The sequence below is a fragment of the Myxococcus xanthus genome (assembly GCF_013116825.1).
GTDB classification, from domain to species: Bacteria; Myxococcota; Myxococcia; order Myxococcales; family Myxococcaceae; genus Myxococcus; species Myxococcus xanthus_B.
On sequence record NZ_JABFNS010000061.1, the window covers coordinates 1 to 20,033 of the forward strand.

Below are 20,033 nucleotides of genomic sequence, written 5' to 3' on the forward strand. Positions count from 1 at the left end.
CGCCTGCCCCTTCCCCGCCCCCGCCTGCCATTCCACGTAGAGCGGCACCGAGACCTCGGGGCCATACTCCGTTCGCAGCTCGCGGCCGGCCCCCACGCCCAGCACCGTCTCAACCTCGGGAGAGACAGACACCACCATGCCCTGGCCCCACCCTGGCCGCTGCTCCAGCCGCAGCGCTCGGCGGGGTGAGCGCCCCGCATCAAGCAGTGCCGTCGCCACCACGTCTCCCTCCGCATGAGGAACTGTTGCCTGGACCCATGCGCCAAGAAGACAGGTTGCGACGAGCAGGACGGGCACCAGGAGGCTCCAAGGAAGGACAGACGCCATGCCCCCCATTGCATACGCCATGCTCAGAGGTCGTCCTCTCGTGCACGCCCCTGGGCCGTCCAGAATGGGAGACCCTTCGAGTGAAGCAGGGGCTGCGCCGCGCCAGACGCGGATGCGCCGTGCCGCGTTTCATTCACAGCAAAGCGCGCCTGCGACGAGTCGCCTTCCTACACGCCTTGATGTCTCACCCGGCCTGGCTGGTGGCGGCGAGCCCCTGGGCCACGGGCCCCCTTCACGCCTGCCCGATACCTGACATGGCATGCGCGATGTCCGTCGCGCCTGGCCGTGACGCGAGCCGCGCATCATCCCATCGTCACCTCGCGGGACGCGCGTCAGGCGCACGACACTCACTCGGTACCCGACGCCCGTCCCACACGACCGCTCGCCTGCTTTCATGCATGCGACGCCAACCTCGCCCGTGAAGGCTCCGCGCCGACATGTGGAGCGAAAGGGCACGCTGCCCCACAACCCACACGAGCATTGCTGCTGCCGGGCGCCGGGGAAATGACCGTTCAGGCGTTCACTACCCTTCGTGCAGCCGGTGTGCGCCTACCCCCGTGGGCGAGGGCCCTTATAATCAAGATGCCTTTTCACCCCGTGGAGGGGGTGCGCCTTCGGGTGTTCCACCCCTGACACGAGCGTAACGCGCGGTCCCACTCCGCGGCGGGGTCCCGAAGGGGCAGCAGGGCTGTCGTGCCTGGGACCTCGTCGGGGTGGGTGTGGAATGGCAGTCATGCCCTCCAGGTTGACCATTTTGGCCCCCCTGTCGGCGCGGCTTTCCGCGTCCCCGGGTGGCTCCGAGGGAGAGACATGAAGGACGCTGAGAAGGGTTCGTGGGTCTCCAGAATCGCCGCGCTGCAGGACGTGAAGACCTACGCGGAGCTCAACTGGGAAGGCTCGTTCGAGGAGTACCTCGAAATCGTCCGGCAGAACCCCAAGGTCACCCGCACCGCCTTCCAGAGGATCTACGACATGATCCTCAGCCACGGAAAGACGGAGTACATCGACAACAAGAAGAAGCTCATCCGCTACCACTTCTTCAGCGACGAGAAGTTCGGCGGCCGTGACGCCATCTTCGGGCTCGATGTCCCGCTCATGAAGCTGGTCAACGTCTTCAAGTCCGCCGCCCAGGGCTACGGCACCGAGAAGCGCGTCATCCTCCTCCACGGCCCCGTGGGCTCGTCCAAGTCCACCATCGCGCGCCTGCTGAAGAAGGGCACCGAGGACTATTCCAAGACGCCGGAGGGCGCCGCGTACACCTTCTCCTGGCTCACCGACAAGAAGGGCTCCGACGGCGCCCCGGTGAAGGAGAAGATGAAGTGCCCGATGAACGAGGAGCCGCTCAACCTCATCCCCCGGGAGTGGCGTTCCAAGATCTACGCCGAGCTGTCTCCGCCCGAGTCCGGCTACGCCATTCCGGATGGCTCCGAGCTGTGCCCCGCCTGCCGCTTCGTCTTCAAGGACCTGATGACGCAGTACCAGGGCGACTTCGCCAAGGTCATGAGCCACATCCGCGTCAACCGGCTCGTCTTCAGCGAGAAGGACCGCGTGGGCATCGGCACCTTCCAGCCCAAGGACGAGAAGAACCAGGACTCCACCGAGCTCACCGGTGACATCAACTACCGGAAGATCGCCGAATACGGCTCCGACTCCGACCCGCGCGCCTTCAACTTCGACGGCGAGTTCAACATCGCCAACCGCGGCATCATCGAGTTCGTCGAGGTGCTGAAGCTGGACGTCGCGTTCCTCTACGACCTGCTCGGCGCGTCGCAGGAGCACAAGATCAAGCCGAAGAAGTTCCCGCAGACGGACATCGACGAGGTCATCCTCGGCCACACCAACGAGCCCGAGTACAAGAAGCTCGAGAACAACGAGTTCATGGAGGCCCTGAGAGATCGCACGGTGAAGATTGACGTCCCGTACATCACCAAGCTGTCCGAAGAGGTGAAGATCTACGAGAAGGACTTCAACTCCCGCGCCATCAAGGGCAAGCACATCGCTCCGCACACGCTGGAGATGGCCGCCATGTGGGCCGTGCTCACGCGCCTGGAAGAGCCCAAGAAGCACAACCTGTCGCTGCTCCAGAAGCTCAAGCTCTACAACGGCAAGACGCTCCCGAACTTCACCGAGGACAACATCAAGGAGCTGCGCAAGGAGAGCAACCGCGAGGGCCTGGAGGGCATCTCTCCGCGCTACATCCAGGACAAGATCTCCAACGCCCTGGTGAGCGACAAGGGCGAGGGCTGCATCAACCCCTTCATGGTCCTCAACGAGCTGGAGGCCGGCCTCAAGACGCACTCCCTCATCAACAGCGAGGACACGCGCAAGGGGATGAAGGAGCTGCTCACGTCCGTGAAGCAGGAGTACGAGGACATCGTCAAGAACGAGGTCCAGCGCGCCATCTCCGCGGACGAGGACGCCATCGCCAAGCTGTGCGGCAACTACATCGACAACATCAAGGCCTACACCCAGAAGGAGAAGGTCAAGAACAAGTACACCGGCCTCTACGAGGAGCCCGATGAGCGGCTGATGCGGTCCATCGAGGAGAAGATCGACATCCCCGATACCCGCAAGGACGACTTCCGCCGCGAAATCATGAACTACATCGGCGCGCTCGCGGTGGAGGGGAAGACCTTCAACTACCGGACCAACGAGCGGCTCCACAAGTCGCTGGAGCTGAAGCTGTTCGAGGACCAGAAGGACAGCATCAAGCTCAAGAACCTGGTGTCCTCCGTCGTCGACAAGGAGACGCAGGAGAAGATCGACCTGGTGAAGGACCGGATGATGAAGAACTACGGCTACTGCGAGATCTGCTCCACGGACGTGCTGAACTTCGTGGCCAGCATCTTCGCCCGCGGCGACGCGAAGGAGTAACACCAGAGAGGGGCGAGCCGTCGTGACCTTGAAGATCCACCAGGACCACTCCCGCTTCAAACAGATCGTCCGGGGGAAGATCAAAGCCAACCTGCGCAAGTACGTGCAGAAGGGCGAGATGATTGGGAAGAAGGGGAAGGACGCCATCTCCATCCCCATCCCCTTCATCGACATCCCCCGCTTCAAGTACGGCCACAAGGAACAGGGTGGCGTCGGGCAGGGTGACGGCGAGGTCGGCCAGCAGCTCGGGCCCGGGGCGGTGGAGCCCGGGGAAGGCAAGCAGGCCGGCCAGGGCGAAGGCGACCACGCCATGGAGGTGGACGTCACGCTCGACGAGCTCGCCCAGATTCTGGGTGAGGAGCTGCAGCTGCCCAACATCGAGCGGCGGCAGAACGAGCGCATCATCACCCAGAAGATCCGCTACACCGGCGTCAACACCACCGGCCCGGAGTCACTGCGGCACTTCAAGCGGACCTTCAAGCAGGCCCTGCGGCGGCAGATCGCCGCTGGCACGTATGACCCGGCGCGGCCCGTCATCATCCCCACGCGCGAGGACCGCCGCTACCGCAGCTACAAGCTCCAGGACCTGCCCGAAACGAACGCGGTCATCATCTACATGATGGACGTGTCCGGCTCCATGGGCGACGAGCAGAAGGAAATTGTCCGCATCGAGAGCTTCTGGCTCGATACGTGGCTTCGCCACCAATACAAGGGGCTGGAGGCGCGCTACATCATCCACGACGCGGTGGCGCGCGAGGTGGACCGCGACACGTTCTTCCACACCCGCGAGTCCGGCGGGACGATGATCTCCAGCGCCTACAAGCTCTGCCGGGACATCATCCTGGCGGACTACCCGAAGAGCGCGTGGAACATCTACCCGTTCCACTTCAGCGACGGGGACAACTGGAGCGCGGACGACACGCGGCAGTGCATTGAAATGCTGCGCAACGACGTGCTCCCCAACGTCAACCAGTTCGCCTACGGCCAGGTGGAGTCCCCCTACGGCAGTGGCCAGTTCATCAAGGATTTGCGCGAGGCGGTGGGGGACACGCCCAACGTCGCACTGAGCGAAATCGCGGACAAGGACGCCATCTACGCGTCCATCAAGGACTTCCTCGGCAAGGGCCGCTGACTTCAGCGGTCCTTTCCCACCGGAGCGACTGCCCGATGCCCAAGAGCCTCCCCCCTCGCCTCGCCTCGCTCCGGGACGAAATCCATGGTTACGCCAAGGAGTTCGGCCTGGACTTCTTCGACACCCACTTCGAGATGGTGTCCTACGACGAGATGAACATGGTGGCCGCCTACGGCGGCTTTCCCACCCGCTATCCCCACTGGCGCTGGGGCATGGAGTACGAGCAGCTCGCCAAGGGCTACGAGTACGGGCTGAGCAAAATCTACGAGCTCGTCATCAACAACGACCCTTGCTACGCCTACTTGATGGAGAGCAACCCGGAGGTGGACCAGAAGCTCGTCATGGCCCACGTCTACGGCCATTGCGACTTCTTCAAGAACAACTTCTCCTTCCGGCACACCAACCGCCGGATGATTGATGAGATGGCCAACCACGCCACGCGAGTGAGGCGCTGGGTGGACAAGATTGGCGTGGAGAAGGTCGAGGACTTCATCGACCGGACGCTGAGCCTGGAGAACCTCATCGACCAGCACGCGCCGCACATCCGGCGCAACCCGGACCCGAAGAAGGCCGAGGACGAGCTCAAGGCCAACGAGCGCGTGGAGGGCTTCAAGGTGGGCCGCGAGTACATGCGCGGCTACATCAACCCGTCCGAGTTCCTCGACTCCCAGCGCAAGAAGGTGGAGGACGAGAAGCAGCGCGCCAAGAAGTTCCCCGAGCGCCCCCAGCGCGACGTGCTGCTCTTCCTGCTGGAAGAGGCGCCGCTGGAGCCGTGGGAGGCGGACATCCTCGCGATTCTGCGCGACGAGGCCTACTACTTCGCGCCCCAGGGCCAGACGAAGATCATGAACGAGGGGTGGGCCAGCTACTGGCACTCCACCATCATGACGCGCCGGGCCCTCAAGGACGACGAAATCATCGACTACGCGGACCACCACTCCGGCACCATGGGGACCCGCCCTGGCGCCATCAACCCGTACAAGCTCGGCATCGAGCTGTGGCGCGACATCGAGGAGCGGTGGAACAAGGGCCGCTTCGGCAAGGAGTGGGACGAGTGCGATGATTTGCGCGCGCGCCGCTCCTGGGACAAGAAGCTGGGCGCCGGCCGCGAGAAGATCTTCGAGGTCCGCAAGCACTACAACGACATCACCTTCATCGACACGTTCCTGACGCCCGAGTTCGCGATGGAGCAGAAGCTCTTCGTGTACGGCTTCAACGACAAGCGCAACTCGTGGGAGATCCTCGACCGCGAGTTCAAGAAGGTGAAGAACAAGCTCCTCCAGGGACTCACCAACTTCGGCCAGCCCATCATCGAGGTGGTGGACGGCAACTTCGAGAACCGCAGCGAGCTGCTGCTGGCGCACCGCCACGACGGACAGGACCTCAAGGGCGACTACGCCCGCGAGACGCTGCGCAACCTCCAGTCCCTGTGGCGCCGGCCCGTCAACATCCTCACCCGGTACGACAACAAGGGCGCCCTTCTGCGCTTCGACGGGCAGAGCCACTCCGAGCGGAAGGTGGAGCTCTGAGCAGCCGTACCCGGCCTCGGGCGGTGCGTCAGAGGTTCACCGGCGGCATCGCCTGTTCGAGGTAGCGGGGCCCCGCGGACACGGGCCTCGGCGATGCGCCGGAGGCCGGGCCAGGCGCTCCTCAGGGGGTTTCAAGCAGCCAGGCAGCCGAGCCCGGAAATTTCCCGGCCCTCCGCTGGGCGAGCGCCAGGGCGTCCACTACACTCGGCCGCCGCCCCATGAGAATCGCTCCCCTGCTCTGCCTGGCCGCCGCGCTGCTGGCTTCGACGTCCGAAGCCGCGGTCCGTCACGTCATCAAGAACCGCCGTATCGAGCCGAACCAGACGCTCGCGAAGGCGCTGCACGACGCGCAGCTCCCGGACGCGCAGGTGGCCGCCGTCATCTCCGCGCTGGAGGGCGTATTCGACTTCCGCAAGTCGCGCGTGGGCGACCAGCTGCGGCTCGTCATCCGCGACGGGGAGCTGGACTTCTTCGACTACCGCCAGAGCATGGTGGACGAGTGGCAGGTCCGCCGCGACGGCGAGAAGTACGTGGGCAGCAAGCGCGCCATCGAGGTGGAGAAGCAGGTCGCCGTGGTGGCGCTGGAAATCCAGTCGTCGTTGTACGAGGCGGCGGTGGCCGCCGGCGAGGACCCGGCCATCGGCATGGTGCTGGCGGACGTGTTCGCCTGGGACATCGACTTCTACCGTGACGTGCGCAAGGGCGACACGGCGCGCGCGCTGGTGGAGAAGTTCGTCTCCAAGGGCCGCCTGCTGCGCTACGGCGACGTGCTGGCGGCGACGTACGCGGGCGGGCTCGTGGGCAACAAGAAGGTGTACCGCTACGTGCTCCCGGACGGGCAGCCCAACTACTTCAACGAGGAGGGCGCCAGCGCGAAGAAGACCTTCCTCAAGACGCCCCTGAAGTACGCCAACGTCACCAGCCGCTTCGGCTCGCGCTTCCACCCGGTGCTCAAGTACCTCAAGGCCCACAATGGCGTGGACTACGGCACCCCCATCGGCACCCCGGTGTGGGCGGTGGCGGACGGCACGGTGACGCAGGCGGGCTACGCGGGCGCCGCCGGCAACATGGTGGTCATCCGCCACGCCAACGGCTTCGAGACGCAGTACATGCACCTGTCGCGCTTCGGCGAAGGCGTCCGCGCGGGCGCCCGCGTGCGGCAGAAGCAGGTCATCGCCTACTCCGGCAACACCGGCCGCTCCACCGGGCCGCACCTGCACTTCGGGCTCAAGCGCAACGGCCAGTACACCAACCCGCTCAACCAGCAGTTCCCCCGCGCGGACCCGCTGCCCAAGGCGCTGCTGCCGGACTTCCTCGCCAAGGCGCAGGAGCTGACGGGGCAGATGGAGGCCGTGTCCATGGCCGCCGTCGCCGGGCAGGCCGCGGCCATGCCGTGACGCGGTGACGCCGAGCGCGTCCCCTCCGAGGGACGCGCGCCACAGGTCTACACCCAGGTGATGACGTAGTCAGCGCCCGTCACGCCGCGAGGCGTGCCCACCACCTGGCTCTTGCAGCCGACGACGCTCAGCGCCTCCTTCAAGACGCCCTCGTGGTACTGCACCGGCTGCATGTCCCCATGGAAGGCCAGGCGCACCTGCTTGTCTCCCAGCACGGCGAATTCGCGCCGGCCGTAGCTCACCAGCGTCGAGTACGCGGTGGGCGCGTGGGAGAGGAGCCGCTTGGGGTCGCCCTTGCCGATGAGGCGGTTGAGCGTCTGCCCCACCGTGGACTGGAAGAAGTGCGTGACGGCCGCGGCCCCGCAGGCCCGCACCGCGTCCTCCATGGAGCCGTAGACGGGCGTGAGCGCTTCCGACGTCGCGTACAAGAGGCGCAGGGCATCCACGGCCGGGTAGGAGAAGAAGTCCACCGGGGAACGCTTGAAGAAGGGCTCACGCAGGCGCGTGGCCGCCTCCACGCCCAGCTTCTTCTCCGCCAGGTTGAACACCGCGTTGAAGACGAGCCCGCGCACCGTGTCGTCGGGGCGGATGACGGCCAACCGTTGTTCGAGGTCGTTCTGCGGAAAGCCCATGGCGGATTGCTCTCTACATCAATCCGTCTCCGGGTTGGCGCGCCATCCACCGGCAGGCAGTCCGCCGCCCTTCCAGGTGAGCTGTCCCATAGGGCCGGGACGCGCTTTACCGGTGCGGTGCGAGACACGGCTGCGCTAGCCTGACACACCTTCGCGAACCCGGGAAACCCCGGCGCCCGCGAAACCATGAACCCGCAGCAACTCCGTCCAGAGATACCCAGCGCCATGGCCCCTCCTGCCTCCGCCTCCCAGCAGCCCCGCCCCGCCCAGCCGGTCACGACCGACGACGGCGGGCTCGGGCACGACGCGGCCAGCTTGCGCCGTTCCTTCCTCGACCACGTCCGCTATTCGCGAGGAAAGAACTACGAGTCGTCCACCCCCCACGACCGCTTCATGGCGCTGTCGCTCGCGGTGCGTGACAGGCTGGCGGACCGGTGGGTGAAGACATCGCGCACGTACTACGAAAAGGACGTCAAGCGCGCCTATTACCTGTCCGCCGAGTACCTGCTGGGTCGGGCCCTGGGCAACAACCTGCTGAACCTGGGGATGTACGAAGCGGCCGCCGAGTCCATGCAGGAGGTGGGGGTGGACCTCACCAACCTGCTGGAGATGGAGCCGGACGCGGGCCTGGGCAACGGCGGCCTGGGGCGCCTGGCCGCGTGTTTCATGGAGTCGCTGGCCACACTGGCCTACCCCGGCATGGGGTACGGCATCCGCTACGAGTTCGGCATCTTCACGCAGGACATCGTCGACGGGTACCAGGTGGAGCGCGCCGACGAGTGGCTCAAGTTCGGCAACCCGTGGGAAATCGTCCGGCCGGAGAAGGCGGTGCCGGTGCGCTTCTTCGGGCGCGTGGAGCACCACCAGGGCCCGGATGGCCGTCCCGTGGCGCGCTGGGTGGGCGGCAAGACGGTGGTGGGCGTGCCGTATGACACGCCCATCGCCGGGTACCACAACAACACCGTCAACACGCTGCGGCTGTGGCAGGCGCGCGCCTCCGAGGAGTTCGACCTGCTGCTGTTCAACGCGGGCGACTACGAGCGCTCGGTGGTGGAGAAGAACGACTCGGAGGTCATCTCCAAGGTCCTCTACCCCAACGACGCGTTCCAGGCCGGCAAGGAGCTGCGGCTCAAGCAGCAGTACTTCTTCGTCGCGTGCTCCATCGCGGACATCGTCCGGCGCTATCTGAAGAACCACACGGACTTCAAGGACTTCTCCCGCAAGGCAGCCATCCAGCTCAACGACACGCACCCGGCCATTGGCGTGGCGGAGCTGATGCGCGTGCTGGTGGACGAGAAGCGCCTGCTCTGGGACGAGGCCTGGACGATTACCCAGGAGACGTTCGGCTACACCAACCACACGCTGCTGGCCGAGGCGATGGAGAAGTGGCCGGTGACGCTCTTCGAGCGGCTGCTGCCCCGCCACCTGGAGATCATCTACGAAATCAACTCGCGCTTCCTGCGGCAGGTGCAGATTCGCTACCCGTACGACCAGGAGAAGATGCAGCGGATGAGCCTGGTGGAGGAAGGGGCCGAGAAGAAGATTCGCATGGCCCACCTCGCCGTCGTCGGCAGCCACAGCGTCAACGGCGTGGCCGCGCTGCACACCGACCTGCTGCGCCGGGACGTGCTGACGGACTTCGCGTCCATGAACCCGGAGCGGTTCAACAACAAGACGAACGGCGTGACGCCGCGCCGCTGGCTGGCATGGTGCAACCCCCGCCTGTCCAAGCTGATTACGTCCCGCATCGGCGAGGGCTGGGTCACGGACCTGGACGAGCTGACGAAGCTGGAGGCGCACGCGGAGGACCCGGAGTTCCGCAAGGCCTTCCGCGAGGTGAAGCGCGCCAACAAGGAAGACCTGGCCCGGCACATCCGTGACTTGCGCTGGGTGCAGCTCAATCCGGACGCCATCTTCGACGTGCAGATCAAGCGCCTGCACGAGTACAAGCGCCAGCTCCTCAACGCGCTACACATCGTGGCGCTGTGGATGAAGGCGCGCAGGGACCCGTCCACCATCATCCACCCGCGGGCGTTCATCTTCGGCGCCAAGGCGGCGCCGGGCTACCACCTGGCGAAGCTGACCATCCGGCTCATCAACGGCATCGCCGAGGTGGTGAACAGCGACGCGGGCACCACGGGCCTGCAGGTCGTGTTCGCCCCCAACTACCGGGTGAGCCTGGCCGAGCGCATCATCCCCGCCGCGGACGTGTCCGAGCAGATCTCCACCGCGGGCATGGAGGCGTCCGGCACCGGCAACATGAAGCTGATGCTCAACGGCGCGCTGACGCTGGGCACGCTGGACGGCGCCAACGTGGAGATTCGCGACGCGGTGGGCGATGAGAACTTCTTCCTCTTCGGCCTCACCGCGGACGAGGTGATTGCCCGCAAGCGCGAGGGCTACCGCCCGCGCGACGAGTACAACCAGCACCAGGAGCTGCGCGAGGCGCTGGACCTGATTTCCACCGGCTTCTTCTCCCCGGAGGACAAGCACCTCTTCAAGCCGCTGGTGGACAGCCTCCTGGAGGAGGACCGCTACCTCATGCTGGCGGACTTCCCGTCGTACATGGCGAAGCAAGAGGACGTCGCGCACGCCTACAAGGACGCGGACGGCTGGGCGCGCAAGTGCATCATCAACGTGGCGCGTGGCGGCATCTTCTCCTCCGACCGCACCATCAAGCAGTACGCCGAGGAGATCTGGCGCATCCAGCAGACGCCGGTGGACCCGTGAGCACAGGGCCCGCCTCCCCTCCCCTCCCGGCCGGTGACGACGCCGACCGGAGGGCGCTGGAGGACGTGGTGCGGGCCTTCACCGACGCCTTCAACCGCGACGACCTCGATGCGGTGATGGCGTACTTCACGCCGGACGCGCTGTACGAGACATACGACGGGAAGCTGTGCCGGGGCCTCGCGCCAGCTCATGTACCGGCTGATGTACGGCCAGCACTTCGGCTGGTACGGGCTGGACGTCCTGCACTGGGAAGCAGGCCGCCTGCGCGAGAAGCGGACGTATGCCCAGGCCGGGCTGCCCCTGGTACGACGCGGGAGGCCTTGAGGTCAGGCAAGGCCGGGCTCAGCGGCTCCAGCACGCGCACTGCATTGTAGGGAACACATCCACGGTGGTCCGCTGCGCTTCAGCGGACGTCCGAGGCCTCCGACTCCGCTCGCAGGACTGGGGGACGATTGGCATTGGAGCTGTCACGTCCGACGACCTGGCGGCATGAGCCTGCAAGCCAAACGCGTGCTGGGAACGAGTGCCGTCATCCTGGGCCTGCTCGTGGGCTGGCGACTCCTCCCCGCTGGACACACGTCTGGCGCACCTCCCTCCCCTGGCACCACGAGTCCTCGCGGCCGCGCCCTTCCTACGCCCGTGGGCGCCTCGGCGAGCCGTGCGCCGCCCACACCAGGCGCCATCAACGCAGCAGCACCGGCGGCAGAGTCCCTGGCCTCGGAGTTGGAGGTGCTGCGCCTCTCCCTGCTCGAGCGCTTCGGCTCGCGCCTGCACGAACCGTCCGTCCAGCTGCGGATGCTGGAGCAGCTCATGCGGTATTTCCAGACGCGCTCACCCGAGCGGTGGCGAGAAGAACTCCAGACATTCCTCCGCAGCGCCTTTCCCGGCCAGTACGACGCGCTGACCACCCTGCTGCGCGACCGTCTGGACTACGAGAAGTGGGTGAAGGACAACGACGCCTACCTGCGAGGGTTGGACAAGAAGCAGCGCCGTGCCGCCGTCTGGGATGCGCGCAACCGCCTCTTCGGGAAGGAGACGGCGCAACGCCTCTGGGATTCGGAGCTGAAGCACCAGGCACTGGTGGACGCGCTCCAGGTGATTGATGCGAGGCAGGACCTGCCCCTCTCGGAGAAGCTGTCTGCCTACAAGGCGCGGCTGGGAGAGGTCTACGGAGACGGGGCACCCGCGCAGCTCGCCCGGCATCCACAGGAGACGATGAACCGCTTCCTGGCGCTGCCCTCCGTCCAACGTGAACTGACGGACATGACACCGGCCGAACGCGCGCGCAGCCTGTGGGCCGTGCGCCAGGAGATGGGGCTGAATGACGAAGCGCTGCGGCGATGGGACTCTCTGGACCAGACACGGGATGCCCGCTGGGAAGCGGGCCTCCGGTACATGGCGGAGCGTGCGACCCTGGCACGGGCGCTCTCCGGCGATGCGCTGGAGGCCCGGCTCCAGGAGGTGCGCGCCCGCTACTTCGGCGCTGAGGCGGACGTCATCGCCCAGGAAGAGGCCAGTGGCCTCTTCCGCTTCACGCGCCCCCGGCAGTGGGGGCGCAACTGAAACGCGGATGGGACGTCACGCCGCCTGATTGAGCCACTCCTCATAGGCGCGGAAGTCGTAGTCGCGCCCCAGGAAGGCATTCACCAGTCGGGCCGCGTCGTCCGAACCGCCCGGCTCCAGCACCGCGCGCCGGTAGGCCTGGGCGGGCTCCGGGGACAGCATCCCCTTCTGCTGGAACACCGTGAACAGGTCCTTCGCGATGACGAGCGACCACATGTACGTGTAGTAGTTGGACGAGTACCCGTCGAGGTGGCCGAAGGAGAGGTGGAAGTAGGTGCCCTCCACGTACGGGAAGGGTGTGAACTTCCCCTGGAGTTCGCGCACGAGCGACACCGCGTCAACGCCCTCCGGCTTGCGCCGGTACAGCTCCAGGCTGAGCGCCGCGTAGAACATCTGCTGGCGCACCCAGAGCCCCTTGCCGAACTCCTCCGCGCGGCGCATGCGCTCCACCACATCCGCGGGGATGGGCTCATTCGTCTGGTAGTGCTTCGCGAACGTCTGGAGGCTGGCGGTGTCACGCGCCCATTCCTCCAGCATCTGCGACGGCGCCTCCACGAAGTCCCACTCCGTGCGTACGCCGGACACGCCCGCCCAGCGCGTGTGGCCTCCGAAGATGTGGTGCAGCAGGTGGCCGAACTCGTGGAAGAAGGTCTCCACGTCGCTGTGCTGGAGCAGCGCGGGCTCCGCGCCGGGACGGGGGAAGTTGCAGACCAGCACCCCTTCCGGCAGCCGCCGGCCCGACTTCCCGCTGGTCAGCGTGAACTGGGCCGCGTGCTTGTACTTGTCGTCGCGCGGGTGCATGTCCAGGTAGAAGCGCCCGCGCAGCGTGGCGCCCTCGAACACGTCGTAGGCCTCTACGTCCGGGTGCCACACCGGCGCGTCCGCGACGCGGCGGTAGGTGACGCCGAACAGGCGCGCCGTCAGGTCGAGCACACCCTGCTTCACGCGCGTGTACTCGTAGTAGGGCCGCACCACCTGCGAGTCGAAGGCGTACTGCTCCGCCTTCACGCGGTCCTCCAGGTACGCCTGGTCCCACGGGTTGACGCGCTCGGCGCCAGGGACGTCACGGCGCTTGCGCTCCAGCAGCGTGGCGTAGTCGCGCTCCATGCGCGCACCGGACGCGGCGGCGATCTTCTCGATGAAATCCGAGGCCGCCCCCTCGTCCCGAATCATCTTGTCCTCGGTCGCGTAGGCCGCCCAGTTCCGGTAGCCCAGCAGCGTGGCCAGCTCGTTCCGGCGGGACACCATGCGCTGCAGGACGTCCGCGTTGGCGGGGTGGCCGCGCTGGCGGAAGACGCGCCACATCTGCTCGCGGGCCTGGGCATCCCGCGAGTACGTCATGAAGGGGACGATGTCCGGGTAGTCCGTGGTGATGCGCACCTTGCCGTCCGGCCCGGGCGGGTGGGCGCGCACGTAGTCGTCGGGCAGGCCCTCCAGCGCCGACGGCGCCAGCGCTTCCGTGCGCGTGTCCTGGCGGATGTTGCGGCTGAACTCCTGGCCAATGCGGACCAACTCCTCCTGGAGCGCCTTCACCCGGGCGCGGGTGGCGTCATCCCGGTCCACGCCCGCGCGGCGGAACTCCCGCCGCACCTTCTCCATCCACTTCCGCGTGGCGGCGTCCTCGCCGGACAAGTCCAGCGCGGCCAGCACGTCATAGACGCCCCGGTCCATGCGGATGTCGTTGCTGAGCGTCTCCAGGGCCTGCTCGGCGGCCTCGGCGGCCTCGCGCATGGCGGCGTCCGGGTGCGCATGGCGGGCGACGCTGGCGCGGGCTCCCGCATCGTCGAGCGCGGCCGTGGCCTCGTCGTAGAGCTCCAGCACCTCGCGCGTGACGTAGGGGGGGCGGAGGGCCTTGAGTTGGGCGATTCCCGCTCGGGCGGCGGCCATGGCCTCCTCACCGGCGCGCGTGAATTCGGCCGGTGGGCAGGTGACGAGGCGGGCGGCGTCGGGGACTTGGCTCTCTGACACAATCTGCTCCTGGACGTGATGACGGCGAATATACGGCCGCAAAGGTAATGCGCCGGACGCCGGGGAGCAGCAGGGATTGGCGGCGCCAATGCGAGAGGCCGCCCGGCGCATGCACGCCCGGCGGCCTCCATGAGAAACGCGGTGCTTCCAGCCCGGCTACGGCTGCTCCGTCGGGCTCAGGGAGCTCTGTGGCTGACGGACGGCCCGGGTGACGAAGTCCGCGCTGTTGTTGTCCGAGTCCCGGCCGTTGCCGAAGGACGCGTCTGCGCCGCCCGCCGCCATGGTGGCGGAGGTCGACGTGCTCAGGGCCTTGCGCTCCAGGCTGCCGCCCACCGCGGGGTGAGAGGGCGCGGCGGTGCCTTCGGGCGAGTTCCCCGTGCCCCACGCCACCTTGTCCACCGCCACGTCGTTGGCGGCAGCCGTCAGGCCGGGACCGATACGAACATGGCCACCCGCCGTCGTGGACGACGAGACGTCGAACGAATAGCCCAGATCCAGCACCACTGAGCCGCTGTAATTGGCGCCCCCCAGCAGGAAGTACCCGTGGGCGCGGATGACGGTCCCGGCGGGGATGGTGACGGTGCCGGAGTACGAAGACCCTGTCGCAGACTTGTACTGCACCAGCCAGCCGCCGATGTTCACGTCGACGTTCGTCGGGTTGTAAAGTTCGATGAACTCATCGGTCGCCGCGGAACCGCTTCCGTTGCCGCCGCACACCTCGCTGATGACGACGTGATTGGCCACGGCCGGCGGCGGAACCGCCGTCACCGTGCCGTAGTTGCCCGTACTGCCCTGAGCGACGACGCCGTCCTGGTCGCAGTACACCCACGCCTGGGCCGCCGCGGGCCCCTGGGAGAAACGGTAGCGGAAGCCGTAGATGTAGTTGCCCGGCGCCGCGATGTTCAACGGAGCCACCAGCTCATCGTTGTTGCCCGGCGTGGCGAAGCCCGCGTTCGGCTCCGCCGTCACCCACGTCCACGAGGCGGGTGACGAAGCATCGGTTCCGTAGCCCAGCTCCGCCACGAGGTGCGGGAAGCCGTCGTTGCCGTTCTGGTTCCGAGTGCTGACCTGGGGCTCAGAGAACTGGCTGTAGACGGACTCCGCGCGGCCCGCCCGGATGGGAGTGGCGAAGGACTTCGGGGACTGGATGGCGCAGTAATCCACCGGGCCGGTGATCTCCACACCGCAGGACGCGTTGGCGCCGCCCGGCGTGCCCCGTCCTCCGCCAGGAAGCACCGCCTCCGAGTCACACCAGTACCAGGCGTGCTGACTGGCCCGCGTGCCCACCACCACGGACGACAGGTTCATCGAGCGCCCCGTCGTCTGAGGGAAGGAGGCCGAGTACGCCACGTCATCCACCACGGTGGCGCCCATCTCGACGAAGAGGTGCCCCGAGTGGCCAAGCTCGAAGAGCGTGCTCCCGTAGCCGTACTGCGCCACCACGCCGCCGTTGGTGGCGGCATCCGCGTTGTTCGCGAGGACGAAGGTGCCCCGCCCCGGGACGATGAGGGGCCGGTCGCCCGGCGTCAGCACACTGAAGTCCGTCTCGCTGCCCGCGCCATTGTCGAAGCGGATGCGCAGGTTCGCGATATCCCGCGGTCCGTCAACGGTGCTGGTCAGCTCGATGTATTCGGTGGTGTTCGCGTCCGGGCGGTGCATCACCTCGCTGATGACCAACTCACCCGCCACGGGCGCGGGCGCCGTGTCACACGCCCCCGCGACACAGACTCCGTCCTGCCCCGGGCAGACCTCCGGGGTGGCCGTGTACTGGCACTCCGCCAGCCCCGCCGTCACCACGCACGCTTCCTCGTAGGTCACGCGCTGCACACCGTCCTCGTCACACTCCGGCGCGCGCGGCGCGCAGACGATATCGCCGCAGGGGCCCGGCACCGCGATGGAGACGAACGCCACGGTGCTGCCGTTGTTCGCGCCATCGAAGACGCGGAGCGCGAAGTACCAGGTGGCCGCCTGGGATGGCGGCAGCGCGTGAGTCACTTCCTCCGCCTGTCCCGGCGCCCGTGGCGCCGCCGTGGGCACCTCGCTGGCCAGCGCGAAGCTCTGAGCGTCAATCGGCCCCGCGCTGTAGCGCAGCTCGTAGCGTGCGGCGTTGCCCACGACGCCGTTGTCTCCCGTGGCAAGCCACGTCAGGCGAACCGTCGTGTTGTCCACCAGGCTGGCGCTCAAAACGGGTTCGGCGGGCGCGACGTCGTCGGTGATGGTGACCATCGTGTCGACGGACGGCAGCGATGGGCTCTCCGTGGTCGCGGAGAGGACGAAGCTGCCCGCCTGGTCCACCGTGAGGTCGCTAAAGACGGCCACGCCCGCCTCCGGCGCCACCGTCAAGGTGCCGCCCAGCGTCACACCGACCGCCCCCACCAATTGGAGCGTCACGGACGGCGCCGTGACGTTGGAGACGTTGCCGAACGCATCCTGCAAGGCCACCCGCGTCTCGGACAGCGGCTCCAGGACGGTGCCCGGCTCCGGAGGCGCGACGAACGCGAGCTGCACGGGCGCCCCCGCTTCCACGGTGAAGTCGGACGTACCGGACACCCCGGCATCGCCGTCCGTGAACGTCACCGACTGCGCGCCCGCCGTCTCGAAGGTGATGGTGAAGCTGTGCGCTCCCTGGTCCGCCCCGGTGAACACGTGCGCCGACAGGGGCGCAGCCTCCGGGTCCGTGGACGCGGGCGCCACCGTCCCCTGGTACGCCGTCAGCACGTTGCCGAAGCGGTCACGCGCGGAGACGGTGAAGGACTGAGGCTCACCCGCGACAATGGACTCCGTCGGCCCCACCACGGACAACGCCGCGAGGAGCCCGGGCTGCACCGTCACAGAGGCATTCCCGGTCAACGTCGCCGTCGTGGTGTCCGTGACGACGAGCTGCCCCGTGCCCACTGCCGCGAACTCCACATTGAAGAGGCGCTCACCGGCGTCCGACTCGGTGAAGGTGTAGTCCGAAGGCACGGTGGCCTGGGCGTCCCCAGGAATCTCGAAGTGGACGGTGCCCCGGTAGCCCGAGGCGAGGTTGCCGTGGACATCCCGCACCGACACGGTGGCCACCACGGGCTCACCCGCGCGGGTCGCCGCTGAGTCCAGTTGCACCGTCAACTGCACAGCGGGGCCAGACAGGACCTGGGTGTTCACCGTCGCCGCCAACTCCGTGTTGCCCACCTCCCGCACCGTCACCGAGCGCGCGCCGGAGGTCACCAGCGTCACCGAGAACGCGCGCTGCCCCGCGGCCTGCCCGGGAACGAAGGTGTAGTTCGCGGGCAGCGTCGCCTCCGGGTCATTCGATTCGAAGTGCACCGTGCCCGTGTAGCCCGTGACGATGTTGCCGAAGCCGTCGCGCGCGGTGATGGTGAGGCTCTGCGCCTCGCCGGCCGCCACCTCCGTGGGGAGCGCGCTCAGCACCAACTCGGCGGCCGCACCGGTGCTCACCTCCACCTCGAGCGTGTCGGTCAGCTCCGACCGCGCCGTGTCCTCCACGGTGACGCGCTGGGTCCCCGACGTCAGCAGCCTCACGCCGCTGAAGGTCCGCCGGCCCGCATCCGCCACGGTGAACGTGTAGTTGCCAGGCAGCTCCGCGTTGGCGTCAGTGGACGAGAAGCGCACCGCGCCGGTGTAACCCGTGGCCACGTTGTCGAAGGCGTCATGGGCCGTCACCACGACGCTGCCCACAGCGCCCGCGGCCACGGGTGAAACGAGGCCCGCGAGCGCCAGACGGACGGCGTCGCCCGGCGCGATGGTGAACGTGTCGCTGGGCTCCGAGCCCAACCCCGTGGCAGCCGCGATGAAGCGGTGCGTTCCCGCCTGCTCCACCACCACGCCAGAGAAGGTCGCCACGCCCGCGACCGCCGCTACCTGCAACGGCGTGAAGCCGGGCTCATCCTCCAGAGTCAGCGTCACCGGCGAAGTGGCCGTGGTGACGACCTGTCCATCGTCATCCAGCAACGAGACGCGGATCTCCGGCTGCGTATCGCCCGCGTCACCATCCACGGGCTGCTGGGAGAAGACGAGCCGCGTGACGCCCTGCACCTGCGTCTGCACCATCAAGCTGGAGGAGCGGACCGCGTTCCCCTGGTTGTCCGCCACGCGCAGCGCCACGTAGTAGTTCGTGCCGGGCTGAAGACCCGTGAGGACAGCGGACTCCTGCGTACCAGCCTCCGCGGGCTCACCCAGGCCGCCCACCGGCGTCGCCTGGTTGAAGTCCGTATCCGTCTCAATCGGGTTCAGCGAGTAACGCAGGGCATGCGACGCGGCCCGCCCCTGGTCGCCGTCATCCCCCACGGCCATCCAGGACACCGTGACGCTGTCGGGCGTGGCCGCGGTCGCCGCGAGGACAGGGACGGCGGGGAACACATCATCGATGATGTCGATGTCCAAGCTCGTGGCGGGCGTCAGTCCGTCCGCGGTGGCATGAAGCTGGAAGCGGCCCTCCGTGTCCACGTGCACGCTGGAGAACGACGCCAGCCCCTCCAGGGGCGCCACCTCGGTGACACCACGCAGGGGCACGCCCCCCGCCGGCACCAGGGACAGCGTCACCGACGGTGCGCCCACGGGCGTCTGGTTGCCATGCGCATCCTGGAGCACCACCTCCACGGCGGTCAGCGCGGCGCGAACGGACGCATGCGAGGGCACGCGCGCGAAAGCCAAGGCCGAGGTCCGGTCCGCCGAGACGCGCACGTCCTGGCGCCCCGCAAGTCCCGCCTGCGCGGCGTCCTGCACATCGACACGCTGGGTGCCCGCCCGCCGCAGGGTGATGCCCGTGAAACGGAAGCGGCCCGCGTCCGCCTCCGTGAAGGTGTGCCCGCCCGGCAGCGTGGCCGTGGCGTCCGAGGACTGCACGCTCAGCGTACCGCGATAGCCACTGGCGACGTTGCCGAACGCGTCACGCACCGTCACCTCCGCGTCATGCGTGGAGCCCGCGATGGCGGTCTGCGGCAGCCCCGTCACCTCGACGGTGGCGGCGGCGGCCGGCGTCACGTCGAACGAAGGGCTGACCGCGCCCTCGACGCCGGTGGCCTCGGCCTTGAGCTGATAGCCCAGGCCCGCGCGCGTCAGCACCACTTCCTGGAAGCGGGCGACGCCGTCCACGGCCTGAGCCTGGAGCGTGCCGCCCAAGGAAGCCCCACCCGGGCCAGCAGCCAGCGAGAGCGTCACCTCCCCCGTGACGGACGGAACCGGGCGGCCGTCAGCGTCCCGGAACTCGACCTCCAGCCCGCCAATGGGCGCACCCGCTCGGGCCGACAGCGAGGCCGCCGCGAAGACCAGCCTCGAGGCCCGCAGCACGGTGAAGCCGACGACGGGACGCGAGCCCAGCACCACCGCGCCTCCCTCGGCATCCACCGAGGCCGTCACCCGCTTCGAGCCGCCTCGCGTGGACACCACGGACGCGGTGGCCACGCCCTGGGCATTCGTCCGGTCCGCGGGCTGCGTCACGGTGTTCCCGTCGCCGGAGACCTCCACCCGCACCGCGCGGCCCTCCATGGGAGAGCCGTCCTTCCGCCGGACCGTCACGGTGATGGTGACCCGGTCCACGCCGTCCGCCAGCACCTGCTCCACCCGGTCCACCTGCACCGTGGAGAGCGTCGCGTCGGGCAGAGACTTCGCTGAAGGCGGGAGCGGCGACGTGCCGCTGTCACCACACCCCACCAGCACTACGCCGAGGCACAGCACGCCCAACCCCAGCAACCGGGTGAGCGCGAGAGGACAACGGGACATGAGCGGCTCCGGGAACGAACGGACCCCGCACGGAAGAGAGCACTCGCGAGGTCCCAGTGCCTTCTACCAGACAAGTCCCTTCACCACGTAGACCTCCACCAGAGCTTTGCATCCCGGGTGGAACCCACGGGGCTATCGTGACCCATGCCCCGTTGAGTGC

10 protein-coding genes and 1 pseudogene are annotated in these 20,033 nt (G+C 67.8%); 7 read left to right on the forward strand and 4 right to left on the reverse strand.

The genetic code is table 11. The features are described from left to right. A pseudogene (locus HNV26_RS19040) lies at positions 1-219 on the reverse strand (hypothetical protein); the annotation flags it as partial. 918 nt (positions 220-1,137) lie between these two features. On the opposite strand from HNV26_RS19040, the gene HNV26_RS19045 reads away from it, so the two are divergent. The 4 genes from HNV26_RS19045 (at position 1,138) to HNV26_RS19060 (ending at position 7,259) form a co-directional block, all read left to right on the forward strand. Beyond that, the gene (locus HNV26_RS19045; protein WP_171443855.1) at positions 1,138-3,201 is read left to right on the forward strand and encodes a PrkA family serine protein kinase; all 2,064 of its coding nucleotides are present in this window, start codon (positions 1,138-1,140) and stop codon (positions 3,199-3,201) included. A gap of 22 nt (positions 3,202-3,223) precedes the next feature. Next, positions 3,224-4,333, forward strand: a complete 1,110-nt coding sequence (locus tag HNV26_RS19050) for a DUF444 family protein (protein ID WP_090490373.1) — start codon at positions 3,224-3,226, stop codon at positions 4,331-4,333. A gap of 35 nt (positions 4,334-4,368) precedes the next feature. After that, on the forward strand, positions 4,369-5,862 hold the full coding sequence (locus HNV26_RS19055) for a SpoVR family protein (protein WP_171443854.1): 1,494 nt from the start codon (positions 4,369-4,371) through the stop codon (positions 5,860-5,862). Positions 5,863-6,080: 218 nt separating this feature from the next. Continuing rightward, entirely contained in the window at positions 6,081-7,259 is a 1,179-nt protein-coding gene (locus tag HNV26_RS19060) for a M23 family metallopeptidase (protein ID WP_171443853.1), read from the forward strand. A gap of 47 nt (positions 7,260-7,306) precedes the next feature. On the opposite strand, the gene HNV26_RS19065 is transcribed toward HNV26_RS19060, so the two are convergent. After that, positions 7,307-7,891, reverse strand: a complete 585-nt coding sequence (locus HNV26_RS19065; protein ID WP_171443852.1) for a DUF2378 family protein — start codon at positions 7,889-7,891, stop codon at positions 7,307-7,309. 225 nt (positions 7,892-8,116) lie between these two features. Here HNV26_RS19065 and HNV26_RS19070 point away from each other — a divergent pair, with 225 nt between their 5' ends. From HNV26_RS19070 to HNV26_RS19080, 3 genes are all read left to right on the forward strand, one after another. Beyond that, positions 8,117-10,621, forward strand: a complete 2,505-nt coding sequence (locus HNV26_RS19070; protein ID WP_171443851.1) for a glycogen/starch/alpha-glucan phosphorylase — start codon at positions 8,117-8,119, stop codon at positions 10,619-10,621. Between the two features lie 189 nt (positions 10,622-10,810). Next, positions 10,811-10,945 carry a hypothetical protein gene (locus tag HNV26_RS39020; protein ID WP_301338515.1) on the forward strand — a complete coding sequence of 45 codons (135 nt, stop codon included), beginning with the start codon at positions 10,811-10,813 and terminating at the stop codon, positions 10,943-10,945. 165 nt (positions 10,946-11,110) lie between these two features. Next, positions 11,111-12,184 carry a hypothetical protein gene (locus tag HNV26_RS19080; protein WP_171443850.1) on the forward strand — a complete coding sequence of 358 codons (1,074 nt, stop codon included), beginning with the start codon at positions 11,111-11,113 and terminating at the stop codon, positions 12,182-12,184. Positions 12,185-12,199: 15 nt separating this feature from the next. On the opposite strand, the gene HNV26_RS19085 is transcribed toward HNV26_RS19080, so the two are convergent. After that, the gene (locus HNV26_RS19085) at positions 12,200-14,152 is read right to left on the reverse strand and encodes a M3 family metallopeptidase (RefSeq protein ID WP_090490379.1); all 1,953 of its coding nucleotides are present in this window, start codon (positions 14,150-14,152) and stop codon (positions 12,200-12,202) included. A 156-nt stretch (positions 14,153-14,308) separates the two neighbouring features. Then, positions 14,309-19,873, reverse strand: coding sequence for a lamin tail domain-containing protein (locus HNV26_RS19090; RefSeq protein WP_171443849.1), 5,565 nt, complete (start codon positions 19,871-19,873; stop codon positions 14,309-14,311). Positions 19,874-20,033 lie beyond the last annotated feature (160 nt).